The sequence below is a fragment of the Pseudomonas sp. IT-P253 genome (assembly GCF_949768125.1).
Lineage (GTDB): Bacteria > Pseudomonadota > Gammaproteobacteria > Pseudomonadales > Pseudomonadaceae > Aquipseudomonas.
On the sequence record NZ_CATKPT010000044.1, the window covers coordinates 196,398 to 215,076 of the forward strand.

The following is an 18,679-nucleotide window of genomic DNA, read 5'->3' on the forward strand; positions in this document are numbered from 1 at the left end:
ACAGAGTTGGCAGTGTTATCCGGCCTTTCTGTCAGTCAATTTGGCCGAATCAGGCACTGTGCTGTCATTACAGGCTGGTTAAGATCCCTTCATCCTTTTCCTGCCTTTGAGGTTTGCATGCGCTTTTCCGATCTGCTCGACGCCGTCCGCAGCCAGCCGCTGGCGCTGTCTATTCCGGCCGAATGGGCGCAGGGGCGTGCCAGTTTCGGTGGCCTGGTGGCCGCCTTGCAATACGAAGCCATGCGCGCAAAAGTCCCGGAGGATCGTGCGGTGCGCTCGCTGGCGATCACCTTTGTCGGCCCGGTCGAGCCTGAAGTGCCGGTCAGCTTTGAAGTCGAAGTGTTGCGTGAAGGCAAGGCCGTCAGCCAGGTGCTGGGCCGCGCGATGCAAAAGGGCCAGGTGGTGACGTTGATTCAAGGCAGTTTTGGTGCCTCGCGGCCGTCCGAAGTGGCGGTGGGCGCCCTCCCGGCACCCGAGATGAAGCACTGGGACGACTGCCAGGAACTGCCTTACATCAAAGGCGTGACCCCGGAGTTCATGCGGCACCTGGCGATGCGCTGGAGCGTCGGTGGCCTGCCGTTCACGGGCAACAAATCCCGTGAGATGGGCGGCTGGGTGCGCTTGCGTGGGGATGTGAAGGAAGAATCGGTCAGCGAATCACACATCCTCGCACTCGTGGACGCCTGGCCACCGGCCCTGTTGCCGCACCTGAAACAGCCGGCGATGGGCAGCACGCTGACCTGGACCATCGAGTTCGTCCAGCCGTTGCTGGAATTGAGCACGCTGGACTGGTGCAAATACCTGGTTGAAATCGAGTATGCCGCCGACGGCTATGGTCATGCGGCCGCCAAGCTGTGGAGCGCGCAAGGTCAGTTGATTGCCATGAGCCGGCAGACGGTGACGATTTTCGCCTGATCAGTGACGACGGTGGCGCTCACGCCAGGCGCGCCACCAGCCACCGCTCAGGAAAAACCGTGGAAAGGTCAGAAATTGCTCGACCAGCAGGCGCGACACCGCGTCTTTGCGATCGCTGAAAGGCTCGGCGGCTTGCGCCTCCAGGCTGTGACCGTGGCGTTGGAGGCCCAAAGCAGCCAGCAGGCCGATAACGCCAATCGCGATGTCCACAAAGCTCAAGCTGAACACCCCGGAAACAAGCAGAAGAAACGCCACGATGAACAGCGGCACCGCAATCAGGTGCAGCACCAGATTGGTCGGGTGCTGGTGATTGTTCGGGTACGCTCGCCATTGCCAGGCGGGAAGGTTGGGGTGACGTTTGCCCATGATGCCAATCCTCGATCCATGTTGAACACATGATTGAAGAATAGGCCCGGCGGATGGGGGCGGCGAATCGAGGTTGGCTATTGGAGTGATAGATGGTCGTGTTCGGAATTCATGTTGATTGAGCTGACGCCTTCGCGGGCAAGCCTCGCTCCTACACGTTTGAGTCGTTCACAAAACCCGCGAACGACTCAAACGTGTAGGAGCGAGGCTTGCCCGCGAAGGGGCCCTTAAAGTTTCAACTGCCCGATCGCCTTGCTCAATTCCCCCGCCAGCGCCGCCAACTCATTACTGGTGGTCGCCGAATTCACGGTCTGCTGCACGGTGTTCTCGGTCACGTCGCGAATACTCACCACCGCCCGATTCATCTCTTCCGCCACCTGGCTCTGCTGCTCGGCCGCCACCGCAATCTGCGTGTTGCTTTCGCGCATCTGCGCCACCGCGCTGGTGATTTCCGCCAGCGCCATCCCGGCCTCTAGTGCCTGCTGTACGCAATCGTCAGCCTTGAACGAGCTTTCCTGCATGAAGTCCACCGCATCGCGCGTCCCGGCCTGCAACGCGGAAACCATCAGGGTGATCTCGTCCGTGGAGGTCTGCACACGCTTGGCCAGGTTGCGTACTTCATCGGCCACGACGGCAAAACCACGCCCCATTTCACCCGCACGGGCGGCCTCGATGGCAGCGTTCAGGGCCAGCAGATTGGTCTGTTCAGCGATGCTGTGAATCACATTGACCACCCCGTTGATCTTCTGACTGTCCTCGGCCAGCCGCTGAATCATCTCGGCGGTCTGCTGAACGCCTGTGGATAACCCGGCAATCGACTGCTGCACCCGACTCACCACTGCCTGCCCGCTGCCGGCCAGGGTGTCGGCGGTTTGCGAGAGGTCGCGGGTGGCGCCGGCGTGTTGGGCAATGTGATAAACAGTTGCGGTCATTTCGTTGATCGCCGTGGCGGCCTGATCGGTTTCGCTTTGCTGGCCGAGCATGCCGTGACGCACTTCGTTCATGCTTGATGCGAGCTGCGCGGCACCGACATCCAGTTGCCGGGCCGTGCTGGCAACGGTGTTGACCACACGCTGATAACCGGCCTGCATGGCGTTGAAAGCGTTGGCCATCTGCCCGACTTCGTCTGTGCAGGCCAGCGGCACACGCGCCGCCAGATCGCCGGTTTTCTCGACGTGCAGCATCACGTCTTTCAGGGTGTTCAGCTGGCTAAGCAGGAAGCGGATCAACAGTTGCGAAGCGCCGAGCATCGCCAGCATCAGAATGAATACCGCCACCGCGTAGTTGGCGAAACGCTCGCCGAACACTTGGGTCAGGCTTGGGCCATAGGCAATCACCGCCAGCAGTTGGCCGTCGGCGCGTGCGAACACCTCAGCGCCCATCAACGGATTTTCGCCGAACAGCGGCATCGCGTTGATATCGACCCAGCCATTGGTATCGGTCAGTTCCAGTACCGGCTGCCCGTTCAGCAACGGTGCCTGCCCTCGACTGAACGTCAGCAGGTTATCGGCCTTCGGCAGCGGTTGTCCGGCGGGCCAGGTGCTGAGCAATCGCGCCTGAGCCTGGGCCGACACCTGGGAGGCGTGGCTGCGGGCTTGTTGTTCGAGTTGTACGGCGTACAACACCAGCAGCAGGGTCGTGACGAAGGCGACGGCGTTGACCGCCCAGAATTTGTATTTCAGCGAGATGTTGCTAAGCCAGGCACCCATGGAGGTCTTCTCTGATAGCGGAAACAGTTTTGGCAAGGTGCCAGCATTGTGCCGCTATTCAGCGCATCGGTTCTTGATGTGGATCAACGTCCTCGGCCTCTCGCCCGCGCAGCAATTGCAGGGCGGAATGCGCTATCCTTCGCGCCTTCAAAATTCCCTCGCTACAGGATTACGCCCCATGAAAGCCGCACTCGTCGAACTCATCAGCAAAATCAGCTCCGGGTGCATGAGCGAGGACGAAATCCTGAAAGTCGCTGACGAAGCGGCCCAGGCCTACGCCGATCAAGGGGCTTTTCTGACGGCCAATCCGGACATCAACTACGACGACACATTCCCGATGCCGCTGGGCGAGTGGGTCGTCGTCGGCAGTCTGCCGGAAACCGTGTTGTTCCAGGCCGACACCTACATGGACCTGTTTGCCCAGATCGTCGCCTCGTTCGGGCCTGGTGTGGACTTCAATATCAAGCCCAAACAACTGGCCAAGACCGAAGCCCTGACCGCGCTTAATCGCATTCAGGTGCAGATGAGCAGCATGAACAAGGAAAACGGCGGCTATGTGCTGATGAACTTCAGCCAGTTGCTCGACGATGAACTGCAAGTGGTGCTGGTGTACGGCAACGACGTGCCTCGCGTGCTCCAATTGTGCGCCGAAGTCGGCATCGCTGCCGCGCCATCCCTGGAAGCCCTGAAAGTGGCCATCCACGTCTGAAGCCTCAAGGACGCTAATAAAACGGAACCCTCGCAACGGCCGGCTATCCTAAGAGGGCATACCACTCTTAGGGAGCGTCACCATGGGTTCCACGTTCAACGGCCTGGTTGGCCTGATTATTCTTGTCCTGGACATCTGGGCAATCATCAACGTGCTGAAAAGTGGCGCCGATACCGGGATGAAAATCATCTGGGTGCTGCTGATCCTGTTGCTGCCGGTTCTGGGCCTGATCATCTGGGCCATCGCCGGACCTCGCGGCAACGTCAGACTCTGAGCCGTGTCCCGACAACAACACCGAACCTGTAGGAGCGAGGCTTGCCCGCGAAAGGATCGCCGCGGTCTGTCAGACTTACCGCGGCGATCCCTTCGCGGGCAAGCCTCGCTCCTACAGGATTTGTGTCGAGCCTTTAACTGAGGTTCGACCTGTCATCTTCCGCGACGTAGAATGCGCGCCTTTCCCGGTCAATCGCACAGATCGATTGGCCATCATGGGCGGGTAACCGTCCGTTGCCACCCGCATTCATCGGAGCACTTCCCATGAGCAACACTCACAACAGCGAATACCTGGAAACCCTCTACGAAGGCTACGGCCAGCGTTTTCGCATGGAAAAACTGCTGCACGAAGTGCGCACCGAACACCAGCACCTGGTGATCTTCGAAAACCCGCGCATGGGCCGGGTGATGGCACTGGACGGTGTGATCCAGACCACCGAAGCCGACGAGTTCATCTACCACGAAATGCTCACCCACGTGCCGATCCTGGCGCACGGCACCGCCAAGCGCGTGCTGATCATCGGTGGCGGCGACGGCGGTATGCTGCGTGAAGTGGCCAAGCACCGCAGCATCGAGCACATCACCATGGTCGAAATCGACGGCACCGTGGTCGACATGTGCAAGGAGTTCCTGCCGAACCACTCCAAAGGCGCGTTTGAAGACCCACGGCTGAACCTGGTGATCGACGACGGCATGCGTTTCGTCGCCACCACCACTGAAAAGTTCGACGTGATCATTTCCGACTCCACCGACCCGATCGGTCCGGGCGAAGTACTGTTCTCCGAGAACTTCTACCAGGCCTGCCGTCGCTGCCTGAACGAAGGCGGCATTCTGGTGACCCAGAACGGCACGCCGTTCATGCAAATAGAAGAAGTCAAAACCACCGCCGGCCGCCTGCGCAGCCTGTTCCCGGACTGGCACTTCTATCAGGCAGCCGTGCCGACTTACATCGGTGGTGCGATGACCTTTGCCTGGGGCGCAACCAATACCGCCTATCGCAAATTGTCCCGTGAAACCTTGCAACAGCGCTTTACCGGCAGCGGCATCATCACCCGCTACTACAATCCGGAAATTCACATTGGCGCGTTCGCCCTACCGCAATACGTCCTGCAGGCTGTGAACAAGCCAAGCAACGACTAAAGATTTACGCAGAACCCCCATGTAGGAGCGAGCTTGCTCGCGATGGGCGTGAACGATAACGCTTGCTGTCTGGATACGCGTCGCCTTCACGTTCATCGCGAGCAAGCTCGCTCCTACAGTTTTGTAAACCGTTGAACGATCAGTCAGGGCAAAAGTCCAGATAGATATAGGCCCATTTGCGGGTTTGATCGAGGAGGCACTGATGCAAAAGTGGAAAATCACTTTCGTGGATGATCACGGTGAAACAGTCGACGAGGTCTTTGAGTGCGACGAGTGCCCGGATAACGAGCACGCCGCCAAACTCATCAAGGCCCGGCTCCTTCCTGTCGCCGCTGAACTGGATCTGAATGATCTGGAAGGGCGAACCGCGGATGCGAGCGTCAAAAGTCTTAAAGCCCAGAACAGCATCCAGATCCTCGGCATCACGCCAATCTGAACTTCCCCTGTCACATTCTCAACCAGACCTTGGCAGCGCCTCTGACTTGAGGCTACTCTGCAAGCGAGATCAGCGAACGGATCGCTAAGGTCTGGTCTTGTCAGCTACATGCTTGTTTCCCATTGGCAACGTGTTTGTCACATAGCCTTCACCATTCGGTTGCGGGCGCCGGGAGTACGGAAAGTCTATCCATCAGTTTGAGGAGGACGTTTCATGAGCACAGCCTATCAAGAAGACATCAGCAGCTCGGTATTGCGCCGCATGAAGGAAGGCGGTTTCGACTTTTCACGGTTCCATCCCATCGAGTTCTACGCCATTTTCCCGGACGAGGAGCGGGCACGCAGGGCGGCAGGGCATTACTGTGGTGAATCCTTGAATGCACAAATCAGCGTGCGCGACGACGGTGCGTGGTACCTGGAACTGAGCAAAGTGATGTACGCGACCTATGACGGCATCGGTGACTTTGAGCAGGGCTTCGAGGCAGTGGTTGAGCCTTTGGGCGGCATTATCGAAGGATGGGGCGTCAAGCAGGAGGTACGAGGGCGACTCGCATAACACTATGAACAGCGACAACACTCAGCAACGGCTGACCTCAGGGTTGGCCGTTTTCGTTTGCGGGAATGGAATAAAGATCAAGAGATCGCAGCCTCGTTTCACTCGACAGCTCCTACAGTGAAACGAGGCTGCGATCTTTTGATCCTGTTTTTGATTCACGACATTTCCAGAAAACAAAAAAAAGCCGCCTGGGCAGGCGGCTAAAAGGGAAGTTCGATCAGCCATTACAGCGGATGTGCGGATTATCCGCCTCGACAACCGGGCAGTGAAATCAACTCTGACTATGCTGTTGATAGGCGACAACTTCGCCTTGCAATGAAGCGGGGGCGATCAGGTTGGGGCGTTTGCTGCACAGGGTTGGTGCAGTGTTAGCGGCTTGATAATCCAACTGATTGATATCAAAGCGTTTCTGCCGATGGCACGGGCCTTGCGAAGGCCTGGATGTCCGGGTGACAAGGAGTACGGCATGATCCGCACCTATTTTGATGAGATGTACGATGCCGGCGGCCAGGTCCGCCCGCATTATCGGGAGTTTGCCCGTTGGCTGGCCGAAACGCCTGACGAGTTGTTGGCACAACGGCGACGTGAAGCCGATCTGCTATTTCATCGCGCCGGGATTACTTTCACGCTTTACGGTGATGAGCAGGGGACAGAGCGCCTGATTCCCTTCGACACCATTCCTCGCAGCATCCCCGCCAGTGAATGGCGAATCGTTGAACGTGGCTGCATCCAGCGGGTCAAGGCGTTGAATATGTTCCTCGCCGACCTGTATCACGAGCAACGCATCATCAAAGCCGGCATCATCCCGGCCGAACAAGTGCTGGCCAACGAGCAATACCAGTTGGCGATGCAAGGGCTGGACTTGCACCGGGATATCTATTCCCACATCTCCGGTGTCGATTTGGTACGCGATGGCGACGGCACGTACTACGTGCTTGAAGATAATCTTCGTACACCCAGTGGCGTGAGCTACATGCTCGAAGACCGCAAGATGATGATGCGACTGTTCCCCGAATTGTTCGCGGCCCAGCGCATCGCGCCCATCGATCACTATCCGAACCTGTTGCTCGACACGCTGAAAAGCTCCAGCCCGATCGATAACCCGAGCGTGGTGGTACTGACACCTGGGCGTTTCAACAGCGCGTTTTTCGAGCATGCGTTTCTGGCCCGGGAAATGGGCGTTGAACTGGTGGAGGGCGCGGACCTGTTCGTGCGTGACGATAGGGTGTTCATGCGCACCACGGACGGGCCTAAAGCCGTCGACGTGATCTACCGTCGCCTTGACGATGCCTTCCTCGATCCGCTGGCGTTCAACCCCGACTCGATGCTTGGCGTACCAGGGCTGTTGTCGTCCTATCGCTCCGGCAACGTGGTGCTGGCGAATGCCATCGGCACCGGGGTCGCTGACGACAAGTCGGTGTATCCGTTCGTCACGGACATGATCCGTTTCTATCTGGACGAAGAACCGATCCTGAAGAACGTGCCGACGTTTCAGTGTCGCAACCCGTCTGAACTGTCCCACGTGCTGGCCAATCTTCCAGACCTGGTGGTCAAGGAAACCCAAGGCTCCGGCGGGTACGGAATGCTGGTCGGGCCGGCCGCGACGGCGGCGGAAATCGAGTCGTTCCGTGCCCGCATCAAGGCCAAGCCTCACGCGTACATCGCACAACCGACGTTGTCCCTGTCGACCTGTCCGACCTTTGTCGAAAACGGCATCGCTCCACGCCACATCGACCTGCGTCCGTTTGTTTTGTCTGGCCGTGAAACCCGGGTTGTGCCCGGCGGTTTGACCCGTGTTGCCCTGCGCGAAGGCTCCCTGGTGGTGAATTCCTCCCAGGGCGGCGGAACCAAGGACACCTGGGTGGTCGAGGATTGAAGGAAGCTTGCCATGTTAAGTAGAACTGCCTCGGATTTGTATTGGATGTCGCGTTACCTGGAGCGGGCGGAAAACCTCGCCCGGATGCTCGATATCAGTTATTCGCTGTCGCTGATGCCACAGGATGGTCGCGGTGACGGTTTGCATGAACTGGCCATGCCGTTGTTGATCACCGGCACGCTGGACGATTACCTGGAGCGCCACGGCGAACTGCACGCCGAACGGCTACTGCACTTTTTTGCGTTGGACGCGGCCAACCCGGCGAGCATCTACAGTTGCCTTGGTGCGGCGCGGGCCAGCGCCCATGCCGTGCGTGGGCGAATCACCGCCGACATGTGGGAAAACATCAACGCCACCTGGCTGGAAATTCGCGGGATTGCCGACCAGGGCTTGAGTCGCTACGGCATGAGCCGTTTCTGCGAGTGGATCAAGGAGCGTTCCCACCTGTTCCGTGGCGCGTCCTACGGCACCATCATGCGCAACGACGCGTTCCGTTTCATTCGGTTGGGGACGTTTATCGAACGGGCTGACAACACCTTGCGCCTGCTCGATGCGCGTTACGAAATGGCCGGTGATCAGGCCGAAGCGGTCAGCGACGGCACGGCTCACGCCTATTACCAGTGGAGCGCTTTGTTGCGGGCCCTGTCGTCGTTCGAGGCCTACACCGAGATCTACCGCGATGCGCCCGGCGCCCGGCATGTGGCCGAACTGTTGCTGTTGCGCGCTGATGTTCCGCGCTCCTTGCGCGCCTGCACCGAAGAAATCGACCAAATCCTTGCCCAGCTGCCGGGCGCCAACGGACGTCCCGCGCAACGTCTGGCAGCGGAGATGGACGCGCGCCTGCGTTACACCGGTATCACTGAAATTCTCGATGAAGGCCTGCATGCCTGGCTGACCGAGTTCATCCCGCTGGTGCGCCAGTTGGGCAACGCCATTCACAGTTCCTACCTGGAGGCTGCATGAGACTTTCCATTAGCCACGAGACCACCTATCACTACGAAGATCAGGTGCGGGCGAGCATCCAGTACCTGCGACTGACCCCCCACGACAGCGAGCGCCAGCACGTGCTCAGTTGGCAGCTCGACCTGCCGCGCCCGGTGCGTGCGCAACTCGATCCGTTCGGCAATATTCTGCACGTGCTGACCATGGACGAGCCCCACGAGGCGATCATCATCGGCGCCCGTGGCCAGGTGGATATCGACGAACTGCGTGAAGCCGAGCATGAAAGCCAGTCGGCGCTGCCGTTCCTGCGTTTCACCCGGTTGACCGAAGCCGACGAAGCGCTGCGCGCGTTCGCGCAAAAGGAATGCAAAAAGCGCCGGGATCGCACGGCGCTGATCGACTTGATGCATGGCCTGAACCAGCACATGACCTACACGCCGGGTTCCACCGAAGTGGACACCAGCGCCGCCCAGGCTTTCGCCGGGCGTGCAGGCGTCTGCCAGGACCACGCCCATGCATTTCTGGCCTGTACCCGCAGCCTGGGCATTCCGGCGCGTTACGTGTCGGGGTATTTGTACAGCGAAAACAGCGAACACCTGGCCAGTCACGCCTGGGCCGAAGCCTGGCTCGATGATGCCTGGTACAGTTTTGACGTCACTAATGAACTGGCCCGGCCCGAGCGGCATTTGAAACTGGCGGTGGGCCTGGATTACCTGGATGCCTGCCCGGTGCGCGGCATGCGCCGGGGCGGTGGTTGCGAGCAGATGCATGCGAAGGTGTTGGTGTCGCCGACGCCGATGCCAGTGATCTCGGTGCAACAGCAATAATGTAGGAGCGAGCTTGCTCGCGAAGGTGTGTCAGCAACATCGATGTCGACTGACACACCATCGCGAGCAAGCTCGCTCCTACAGACAGAGTGTGGCTATCAGGGTTTAACCTTGCGCCCTGCCATATGCTTCAAATACCCCACCAACCTGTCCAGATCCGCCTCCGGTAACACCGTCGCCTCGAATCCCGGCATCTTCGCCTGCGGCCACTGCCGCAAACTCTGCGGATCACGTATGTAGCGCTTGAGGAAGTCCGCGCCAAAGTACTCGGTTGGACTAAACGGAATGTTCAGGTCCGGCCCAAACTGCGCATCCCCCGCGCCATTGAGTCGATGGCACGCCAGGCAATTTTTCTGAAACAGTGCAAACCCCTGATTGACCGGGTCGTCAGCCTTTAACGCTGGATCGGGCAACAGAGCAGGGAAGCGCTCTGCCACTGGCGCCAGGCGCTTGATACTGGCGACCTGAAACGGCCATTGCTCGGGGCTGATATTGCCCGCCTGCGGATCTGTCCAGACCAGATAGAACGGCCCGGCACTCGGCTTGCCTTCAGACAGTGCGGGCCACGGCTTGGCCGGGTCTTCAATGGCAATCCAGGCCCGTGAACCCTTGGCGTTGAGCAACGGTGCAGCTGCCATTTCAGCGGCAAAGCCGTCCAGCGCCACCGCTTGCAGATGGTCCCCGGGCTTGATGCCGGTCAACAACGCCGCCACGGGAACGGCGCGATAGCTCATGTCCCGTTTGTACGAAACGTCGTTGTTAATCGTGATGGTCTGAACCTGAGGATGCTTGAGCAGCTCCTCGGTCTGCCAGGTGCGACTGCTCGCGCCCAGCTCCAGATTCAGCTGTGCGGCATAGAGGGGCGTGCTGAGCAGCAAGGCCCCCAACAAAATTAGCGTTTTCAAATGATCGCCGTCCATGTCGTGGAAGTGCCATAGAGGTTGGCACACCCACGCTGGCCCGGGTAGCGAGCCAGTCACATTTTTAATCAGGCGATTGTTAAAACCCTGGCGCCGTATTTTTAATAACCGACTAGCCGATCACCTTGGTCAGGTTCGGCAAAATCAACAACAGGGTAGTGGCGAATAGAATGAGCCCGGCTTGACGTACTTTCGAATGTTTAAACATGGCTTGACCGCCTTTTTTGTTATTTCCCGATGCCTGCCTGCATTTCTCCATGACGGCAGAGCGTTGCACTTCCTGTTGCACGAGCGCCTCGGCAAAACCCGACGACAACTTCGTACAACTTCACCTTAGAGCCCGCGTCACTCGTGGTTTAGATCCATTTCGTATGGTGTTGCGCTTAATTACTCTTAAAAAGGCATGAGGCCTATTGCCAGCTTCTTTGGCGCCCGTTTACTAGACAGCTTGCTGTAGGGAAACGGTTAATCCGGGAGCTTACGACCGTTCGTCTGAGCGTGAGCGTCAACGCACGTGAGCGCTGCGGTCATTGAATCCATGGCGGCTCGGCCTAAGAGTGGGAGTGGTGAATTTGCTCACCGCCCAGGTTCGAGGACGTCATGACCCAAGCTTTGATTTTCGATGCGATACGCACGCCCCGCGGCAAAGGCAAGGCCGATGGCGCCTTGCACAGCGTCAAACCGGTCAATCTGGTGGCCGGGTTGCTCAAGGCGTTGCAGCAGCGCACCTCACTGGACACCCGTCAGGTTGACGATGTGGTGCTTGGTTGTGTGACGCCGATTGGCGATCAGGGCTCCGACATCGCCAAGACCGCGACCCAGGTAGCGGATTGGGACGTCAGTGTGGCGGGTGTCCAGATCAATCGCTTCTGTGCTTCGGGTCTGGAGGCGGTAAACCTTGGGGCGATGAAAGTGCGTTCCGGCTTCGAAGACCTGGTGGTGGTCGGCGGTGTCGAGTCCATGTCCCGGGTGCCGATGGGCAGCGACGGTGGGGCTTGGGCACTGGACCCGGAAACCAATTTGCACAGTCATTTTACCCCGCAGGGCGTGGGGGCCGATCTGATCGCCACGCTCGAAGGCTTCAGCCGTCAGGACGTCGATGCCTATGCGCTGCACTCCCAGCAAAAGGCCGCGCAAGCGCGGTCAAATGGTTCGTTCAACAAGTCACTGGTGCCGGTGCAGGACCAGAACGGCATCATCCTGCTCGATCACGATGAGTTCATTCGCGCCGAGTCGACCCTCGAAGGCCTGGGCAAGCTCAAGCCAAGTTTCGAAATGATCGGGCAAATGGGCTTCGACGCCACTGCGCTACGGGTCTACAGCCATGTGGAGCGGATCAACCATGTCCACACACCGGGCAACAGCTCGGGCATCGTCGATGGCGCGGCGTTGATGCTGATAGGTTCCGAGGCCAAGGGTCGCGAACTGGGCTTGCAGCCACGGGCGCGAATCGTGGCCACCGCGGTGACCAGCACCGATCCGACCATCATGCTCACCGGCCCCGCGCCGGCCACCCGCAAAGCGCTGGCCAAGGCCGGGCTGCGGGTCGAAGACATCGACCTGTTCGAGGTCAACGAAGCCTTCGCGTCCGTGGTGCTGAAATTCATCAAGGACATGGGCATCGACCCGGACAAGGTCAACGTCAATGGCGGTTCCATCGCCCTGGGTCACCCGCTGGGCGCCACCGGCTGCGCGATTCTCGGCACGCTGCTCGATGAACTGGAAACCCGACGCCTGCGCTATGGCCTCGCGACGCTGTGCGTCGGTGGCGGCATGGGCATTGCCACCATCATCGAACGCCTCTGAGCCCCGACTTCAAGGAAGTATCTTATGACCGACGCCATTCGTTACGAAAAAGGTCAGGACCAGATTGTCGTCCTGACCATGGACCTGCCGGGCCAGAGCGCCAACACCATGAACGCGGTGTATCGCGAGGCCATGGCTGACTGTGTCGCCCGCCTGGTGGCCGACAAGGACGCCATCGCCGGCGTCATCATTACTTCGGCAAAAAAGACCTTCTTCGCCGGTGGCGACCTCAATGAATTGATCAAGGTCGGCAAACCTGAAGCCGAGGCCTTTTATGAGATGGTGCTGAGATTGAAGGGCCAGTTGCGCACCCTGGAAACCCTCGGCAAACCGGTGGTCGCGGCGATCAACGGCGCGGCATTGGGCGGTGGCTGGGAGATCTGCCTGGCCTGCCATCACCGGGTGGCTCTGGACAACCCGTCGGTGCAACTTGGCCTGCCGGAAGTGACACTCGGCTTGCTGCCGGGTGGCGGTGGGGTGGTGCGCATGGTCCGCCTGCTGGGCATCGAAAAAGCCTTGCCGTACCTGCTCGAAGGCAAAAAGGTTGGTCCGCAACAAGCGTTGCAGGCCGGTTTGATCGACGCGCTGGCGAATGATCACGATGAACTGATGAGTCAGGCGCGGGCCTGGATTGTTGCCCATCCGACGGCGGTGCAGCGTTGGGATGTGAAGGGCTATGCGATTCCAGGCGGCACGCCGTCGAATCCAAAAGTCGCGCAGATGCTGGCCATTGCGCCCTCGATTCTGCGCAGCAAAACCCAAGGCTGCCTGCCGGCGCCGGAGAAGATTCTCTGCGCGGCGGTGGAAGGCGCTCAGGTGGATTTCGACACGGCGCATCTGATTGAAACCCGGTACTTCACCGAGCTGACCACCGGCCAGATTTCGAAAAACCTGATTGGCACGTTCTGGTTCCAGCTTAACGAAATCAACGCTGGTGGCTCGCGGCCTCAGGGCTTTGCGCCCTACGTTACGCGTCGGGTGGGCGTGCTCGGCGCCGGAATGATGGGTGCCGGTATCGCATTTGTCAGCGCCTCGGCAGGCATCGAGGTGGTGCTCAAAGACATCAACCTCGCGGCGGCGGAAAAGGGCAAGGCGCACTCGGCCGCGCTGCTGGACAAGAAAGTCACTCGTGGGCAGATGCTCCCGGAGCAGCGCGAGGCGATCCTGGCGCGGATCCGCACCACCGAAAGCGATGCCGACCTGGCCGGTTGCGATCTGATCATTGAGGCGGTGTTTGAAGATCGCGAGCTCAAGGCCAAGGTCTCATCGGCTGCGCAAAAAGTCGTCGGTCCGGGCGCCGTCATTGCTTCTAACACCTCGACCCTGCCGATCAGCGGCCTGGCTACTGCCGTGCCTGATCAGACAACGTTCATCGGTCTGCATTTTTTCAGCCCCGTGGAGAAAATGCCGCTGGTGGAAATCATCAAAGGCCGCCACACCAGCGACGAAACCCTGGCTCGCGGGTTCGATTTCGTACTGCAAATCAAGAAAACCCCGATTGTGGTCAACGATAGTCGCGGCTTCTTCACTTCGCGGGTGTTCGGCACCTTCACCAACGAAGGCATCGCCATGCTCGGCGAAGGCGTGAGCGCGCCGATGATTGAGACCGAAGCCCGCAAGGCCGGGATGCCCATCGGGCCTCTGGCGATCTCCGACGAAGTTTCCCTCAGCCTCATGAGCCATATCCGCCAGCAAACCGCCAAAGACCTGCAAGCGGAAGGGAAACCGCTGATTGAGCACCCGGCATTCGCCGTGATTGACTTGCTGCTGAACCAATACAAGCGTCCGGGCAAGGCCGCTGGAGGGGGATTCTACGATTACCCGGCCGGGGGCCAGAAGCATCTATGGCCTGAGCTGAAAACCCGCTTTGAGAAGGCCGACGGGCAGATTTCACCGAAGGACGTGCGTGATCGCCTGCTGTTCGTACAAGCCATCGAAACCGTGCGTTGTGTGGAGGAGGGCGTGTTGACTTCGACGGCGGATGCCAACGTCGGCTCGATCTTTGGCATTGGCTTCGCAGCCTGGACCGGTGGCGCGCTGCAATTCATCAACCAGTATGGCGTGAAGGATTTTGTCGCTCGCGCCCAGTATCTCGCCGAGCAATACGGCGAGCGGTTCTCACCGCCTGCACTGCTGCTGGAAAAAGCGGCTAAAGGGGAGATGTTTTAGGGACCGGTGACGTGTTCCGGGGCTTGCCTTGCCACGGTGTTTCAAGGCAGGCTCTGGGGTGTGCATTATTCCCATCACGTGTCAGGTATTTTTTATGTCGTTACGCATCTGCATTCTGGAAACCGACATCCTGCGTCCGGAACTGGTCGATCAATATCAGGGTTATGGGCAGATGTTCCAGCGTCTGTTTTCACAGCAACCCATCGCGGCCGAGTTCACCGTCTACAACGTGATGCAGGGCGAATACCCTAGCGATGACCTGGCGTTTGACGCCTACCTGGTCACCGGCAGCAAGGCCGACTCCTTCGGCACCGACCCGTGGATTGAAACCCTCAAGACTTACCTGCTGACCCGCTACAAGCGCGGCGACAAGCTGCTGGGCGTGTGCTTCGGCCATCAGTTGCTGGCGCTGTTGCTGGGCGGCAAGAGTGAGCGTGCGACCCAAGGCTGGGGCGTCGGCACCCATAACTACAAACTCGCGGCCAGGGCGCCGTGGATGAGCCCGGTGCGCGAGGAGTTGACCTTGTTGATCAGCCACCAGGATCAGGTCACGGCGTTACCGGAAAACGCCACGGTCATCGCCTCCAGCGATTTCTGCCCGTTTGCCGCGTACCACATCAACGATCAGGTGCTGTGCTTCCAGGGGCATCCGGAGTTTATCCACGATTATTCGCGGGCATTGCTGGACATTCGCCAGCAAGCGCTGGGCGAACAGGTTTACTCCAAAGGTGTGGCCAGCCTTGAACATGAGCATCACGGCACTACCGTTGCGGAGTGGATGATGCGATTTGTGGCGCATAAGCCAGAAGCTGTTTAAAGCTAAGCGCTTCGCGAGCAGGCTCGCTCCCACATTAGATCTTTGATGTTGCTGAGATCAGTGTGGGAGCGAGCCTGCTCGCGAATTTCACAGGCGACTCGGTATTGACTACAACCACCCCGACTTCTTGAAGCTCGCCCACAACCCCGCGCAACCCACTGTAATAAATCCCAACACCGCAAAGTACCCGTAATGCCAGCTCAACTCTGGCATGTTCTGGAAGTTCATCCCGTAAATCCCGGCCACCGCCGTCGGGAACGCCAGAATCCCCGCCCATGCCGCGAACTTGCGTTGCACCACACTTTGACGTGCCGCCTCCAGCAATACCCCAACCTCGATCGTCTGGCTGGCGATGTCCGCCAGTGTTGTCAGGTCTTCCATCTGTCGCGTCACATGAATCTGCACATCACGGAAGTACGGGCGCATGTTCTTGTCGATGAACGGAAAGCTCAGCTTCTGCAGCTCTTCACCGATCTCCACCATCGGTGCCGCATAGCGGCGTAAACGCAACACATCACGGCGCAGGCTGTGGAGTTTCTGGATGTCGTGTTCGCTCAACGAGCTGCCCAGCACATTGCGTTCCAGCTCATCGATCTCGGCGTGGATCGCTTCGCCCATCGGCTGGTAGTTTTCGATCACGAAGTCGAGGATGGCGTAGAGCACGAAATCTTCCCCGTGATCGAGCAACAGCGGACGCGCCTCACACCGTTGTCGGACATGGGCGTAGGACGCCGAGTGACCGTTACGAGCGGTAATGATGTAGCCATTACCGGCGAAGATGTGGGTCTCGATAAACTGAAGCTTGCCTTCATGGCGGATTGGCGAATAGATGACGATAAACAGCGCATCGCCGAAGGTTTCGAGCTTCGGTCGACTGTGTTTTTCCAGGGCGTCTTCGATGGCCAGTTCGTGCAGGTGGAACTGACGTTGCAGATTGGCCAGCTCATCGGCGTTCGGCTCTTCAAGCCCGATCCATACAAAGTGATCAGGCTTGGCAGCCCACGCGGCGCCTTCGTCGAGGGTGATATTGGTGACTTTTTTACCGGCGCTGTAAACCGCAGCAGCAACAACTCTACCCATGATGGTGGTTCACTTCTTATTTAGGCGCTTAACGAAAAGCAGTGGCAGGCAATGTTTAGCTTAGCCCTGTCTGCTGCTTCAGAGTCAGCAAAATCTGCTGTAGGAGCGAGCTTGCTCGCGATGGTCTTTAACGATGACGCGGGCCGGCTGGTGCAACCATGCGCTCTCCGGTTTTTCGCGAGCGAGCTCGCTCCTGCAATGTCCTCAACTGCGCATGGGGCGGGTTTCTTTATCAGGCGGCTTGCAGTTGCCGATCCATCGACGCAATGCACTCGCGCATCTGCTCGCGACACTGCGCAATCAGCAGCGGCATGTCATCCAGGCTCAAGCCAGCCGTAGGAATCGCCGGCAAGGAGCGGATCAGAATTTTCCCACTGCGCCAGCGGTTCAATCGCATGTGTTTGACGTAGCTGCTGACACACACCGGCACGATCGGGACACCGGCGGCAATCGCCATCTGGAAAGCGCCTTTCTTGAACGGCAGCAAGTCTTCACCGAGATTGCGCGTGCCTTCCGGGAAGACCCAGATCGAGGTGTCTTCATTTTGCAGGGTGTGGGTGGTGGTCAGCATCGACTGACGCGCCTTGTGCGCATTGCCGCGGTCGATCAACACATTGCCCGCCAGCCAGAATAACTGACCAAACAGTGGCACCCATTTCAGGCTTTTCTTGCCAATGCAGACGGTACGGCGGGGCACCACGTTGCCGAATACAAACAGATCGTAGTTGGACTGGTGGTTGGCGATGATGACGCAGCTGTGCGGTTTATCCATCAATGGGCCGACTTCAGCCTTCACCCGCAGACGCAAAATACACATCGCCGGCAACGCATACAGGCGCGCGCACAAGCGGCTGTTGTCCGGGTTGAACGGTCGGCACAGACCGAGTATCACCCCAAGCACACCGGCCACAATAAAGTGCAGGCTCATCAATAACATACGGAACACAAACAGCATTTACAGGCCCCACCGGGACAAAAGGTGGCGCAGTGTACGGTTGTGCACTGTCTTCGGCAATTGCCCCTATAGAGGTAGGAGATAGCCGATGTTTGAGCGCATGTTTCCGACTTAATGGTCAGACGCCTTCTAGAGCGGTTGTAGGAATTTAAACGGGGCGCATACGAAAAAGCCCGACGATACGGTCGGGCTTTTTCTTACAGCGCGCTGGGCTTAACCCATGTGCTCCTGATCCAGGATGATCGCGTTGTCCAGCGTCTCCAGCAACGCTTTGCGTACTTTCAGCTTGGTGTTCTTGTGGGCTGTCATGTTGATCTTTTTCAACTGACGGGCCGCCGCCAGTGCGGCGCCTTGCAGCTCTTCGGCCGACACCACCACGTCGAGGAAACCTGCATCCACGGCGCTCTGCGGATTGAACATCTCGCCATTGATCACCGAACGATGGAATGCCGACTTGCGCAGACGATCACGAGCGAGCTCGATACCGGCGTGGTGCATGGTCATGCCTATCTGCACTTCGTTCAGACCAATACTGAACGGGCCGTCGACACCAATGCGGTAATCCGCCGACAGCAGCAGGAACGCACCCTTGGCCACCGCATGCCCAGGGCACGCCATAATCACCGGGAAGGGGTGCGCCAACAGGCGACGGGCCAGGGTCGAACCGGCCGTCACCAACGACACCGCTTCCTTGGGGCCGGATGTCATCACCTTCAAATCATAACCGCCCGACAAAATCCCGGGCTGACCCGTAACGATCACCACCGCACGATCAGTCACCGCCTGATCCAGCGCAGCGTTAAACGCAGCAATCACGTCCGGGGAGATGGCATTGACCTTGCCATTGCTCAAGGTCAGGGTCGCGATACCGTCTTCGAGATGGTAGGAAATCAACTCACTCATGACGCTATTCCTTTCAGTAAAGTAGGGCAGACGTTACCCACCGCCGTAGGCCAGGTAAAGCGCCGTGACTGACCCATCAGTCACCCTTTTACCGCTCGTAAGGCATAGCCCGCCATGCCAGCCGCGCATTCCCCTCTATATAGAAGGGAGCGCGAAGCCAGAGATTGGCAGGTTTGCCATGGCCCGGAATCCGCCGGAACGACTAAATCGCTAACCGCATGAAAATTCTGAAAAAAAAGTTTGCCATCAGAAAAGCTTTCGACTACATTAGCGCGCCTCGA

18 protein-coding genes are annotated in these 18,679 nt (G+C 58.9%); 12 read left to right on the forward strand and 6 right to left on the reverse strand.

The features are described from left to right. Window positions 1-117: 117 nt before the first annotated feature. Window positions 118-915, forward strand: coding sequence for an acyl-CoA thioesterase (locus ACM6IR_RS21415; RefSeq protein WP_414909537.1), 798 nt, complete (start codon window positions 118-120; stop codon window positions 913-915). Here ACM6IR_RS21415 and ACM6IR_RS21420 read toward each other — a convergent pair whose 3' ends face one another. Next, entirely contained in the window at window positions 916-1,281 is a 366-nt protein-coding gene (locus ACM6IR_RS21420) for a terminase (protein ID WP_414909538.1), read from the reverse strand. Between the two features lie 227 nt (window positions 1,282-1,508). Beyond that, entirely contained in the window at window positions 1,509-2,990 is a 1,482-nt protein-coding gene (locus tag ACM6IR_RS21425; RefSeq protein ID WP_414909539.1) for a methyl-accepting chemotaxis protein, read from the reverse strand. A gap of 178 nt (window positions 2,991-3,168) precedes the next feature. On the opposite strand from ACM6IR_RS21425, the gene ACM6IR_RS21430 reads away from it, so the two are divergent. The 8 genes from ACM6IR_RS21430 (at window position 3,169) to ACM6IR_RS21465 (ending at window position 9,748) form a co-directional block, all read left to right on the forward strand. After that, window positions 3,169-3,699, forward strand: coding sequence for a hypothetical protein (locus ACM6IR_RS21430; RefSeq protein ID WP_414909540.1), 531 nt, complete (start codon window positions 3,169-3,171; stop codon window positions 3,697-3,699). Window positions 3,700-3,781: 82 nt separating this feature from the next. Continuing rightward, window positions 3,782-3,973, forward strand: coding sequence for a PLDc N-terminal domain-containing protein (locus ACM6IR_RS21435; protein WP_414909541.1), 192 nt, complete (start codon window positions 3,782-3,784; stop codon window positions 3,971-3,973). Between the two features lie 263 nt (window positions 3,974-4,236). Beyond that, window positions 4,237-5,112 (forward strand): polyamine aminopropyltransferase, encoded by an 876-nt coding sequence (gene speE, locus ACM6IR_RS21440; protein WP_414909542.1) that lies wholly within the window; start codon window positions 4,237-4,239, stop codon window positions 5,110-5,112. A gap of 202 nt (window positions 5,113-5,314) precedes the next feature. After that, on the forward strand, window positions 5,315-5,548 hold the full coding sequence (locus ACM6IR_RS21445) for a hypothetical protein (protein ID WP_201113511.1): 234 nt from the start codon (window positions 5,315-5,317) through the stop codon (window positions 5,546-5,548). Window positions 5,549-5,761: 213 nt separating this feature from the next. Next, window positions 5,762-6,103: a ribonuclease E inhibitor RraB gene (locus ACM6IR_RS21450; RefSeq protein WP_414909543.1), complete on the forward strand. Its 342-nt coding sequence runs from the start codon at window positions 5,762-5,764 to the stop codon at window positions 6,101-6,103. A gap of 466 nt (window positions 6,104-6,569) precedes the next feature. Further along, window positions 6,570-7,979 (forward strand): circularly permuted type 2 ATP-grasp protein, encoded by a 1,410-nt coding sequence (locus ACM6IR_RS21455; protein ID WP_201113510.1) that lies wholly within the window; start codon window positions 6,570-6,572, stop codon window positions 7,977-7,979. A 12-nt stretch (window positions 7,980-7,991) separates the two neighbouring features. Then, a complete protein-coding gene (locus tag ACM6IR_RS21460; RefSeq protein WP_008148807.1) occupies window positions 7,992-8,942 on the forward strand; it encodes an alpha-E domain-containing protein in 951 nt (316 codons plus the stop codon). Continuing rightward, the gene (locus ACM6IR_RS21465; protein WP_414909544.1) at window positions 8,939-9,748 is read left to right on the forward strand and encodes a transglutaminase family protein; all 810 of its coding nucleotides are present in this window, start codon (window positions 8,939-8,941) and stop codon (window positions 9,746-9,748) included. The genes ACM6IR_RS21460 and ACM6IR_RS21465 overlap by 4 nt, the downstream gene beginning before the upstream one ends. A 98-nt stretch (window positions 9,749-9,846) precedes the next feature. Here ACM6IR_RS21465 and ACM6IR_RS21470 read toward each other — a convergent pair whose 3' ends face one another. Then, complete coding sequence (locus tag ACM6IR_RS21470; RefSeq protein ID WP_414909642.1) at window positions 9,847-10,668, reverse strand: c-type cytochrome; 822 nt, start codon at window positions 10,666-10,668, stop codon at window positions 9,847-9,849. A 600-nt stretch (window positions 10,669-11,268) separates the two neighbouring features. On the opposite strand from ACM6IR_RS21470, the gene ACM6IR_RS21475 reads away from it, so the two are divergent. The 3 genes from ACM6IR_RS21475 (at window position 11,269) to ACM6IR_RS21485 (ending at window position 15,460) form a co-directional block, all read left to right on the forward strand. After that, window positions 11,269-12,474 carry an acetyl-CoA C-acetyltransferase gene (locus ACM6IR_RS21475; RefSeq protein WP_414909545.1) on the forward strand — a complete coding sequence of 402 codons (1,206 nt, stop codon included), beginning with the start codon at window positions 11,269-11,271 and terminating at the stop codon, window positions 12,472-12,474. 24 nt (window positions 12,475-12,498) lie between these two features. Beyond that, window positions 12,499-14,643, forward strand: coding sequence for a 3-hydroxyacyl-CoA dehydrogenase NAD-binding domain-containing protein (locus ACM6IR_RS21480; protein WP_414909546.1), 2,145 nt, complete (start codon window positions 12,499-12,501; stop codon window positions 14,641-14,643). A gap of 94 nt (window positions 14,644-14,737) precedes the next feature. Then, complete coding sequence (locus ACM6IR_RS21485) at window positions 14,738-15,460, forward strand: amidotransferase (RefSeq protein ID WP_414909547.1); 723 nt, start codon at window positions 14,738-14,740, stop codon at window positions 15,458-15,460. Between the two features lie 108 nt (window positions 15,461-15,568). On the opposite strand, the gene ACM6IR_RS21490 is transcribed toward ACM6IR_RS21485, so the two are convergent. From ACM6IR_RS21490 to ACM6IR_RS21500, 3 genes are all read right to left on the reverse strand, one after another. Continuing rightward, on the reverse strand, window positions 15,569-16,540 hold the full coding sequence (locus ACM6IR_RS21490) for a magnesium and cobalt transport protein CorA (RefSeq protein ID WP_414909548.1): 972 nt from the start codon (window positions 16,538-16,540) through the stop codon (window positions 15,569-15,571). Window positions 16,541-16,772: 232 nt separating this feature from the next. Continuing rightward, complete coding sequence (locus ACM6IR_RS21495; RefSeq protein WP_414909549.1) at window positions 16,773-17,495, reverse strand: 1-acylglycerol-3-phosphate O-acyltransferase; 723 nt, start codon at window positions 17,493-17,495, stop codon at window positions 16,773-16,775. 213 nt (window positions 17,496-17,708) lie between these two features. After that, window positions 17,709-18,398, reverse strand: coding sequence for a crotonase/enoyl-CoA hydratase family protein (locus tag ACM6IR_RS21500; protein WP_414909550.1), 690 nt, complete (start codon window positions 18,396-18,398; stop codon window positions 17,709-17,711). Window positions 18,399-18,679: the final 281 nt, after the last annotated feature.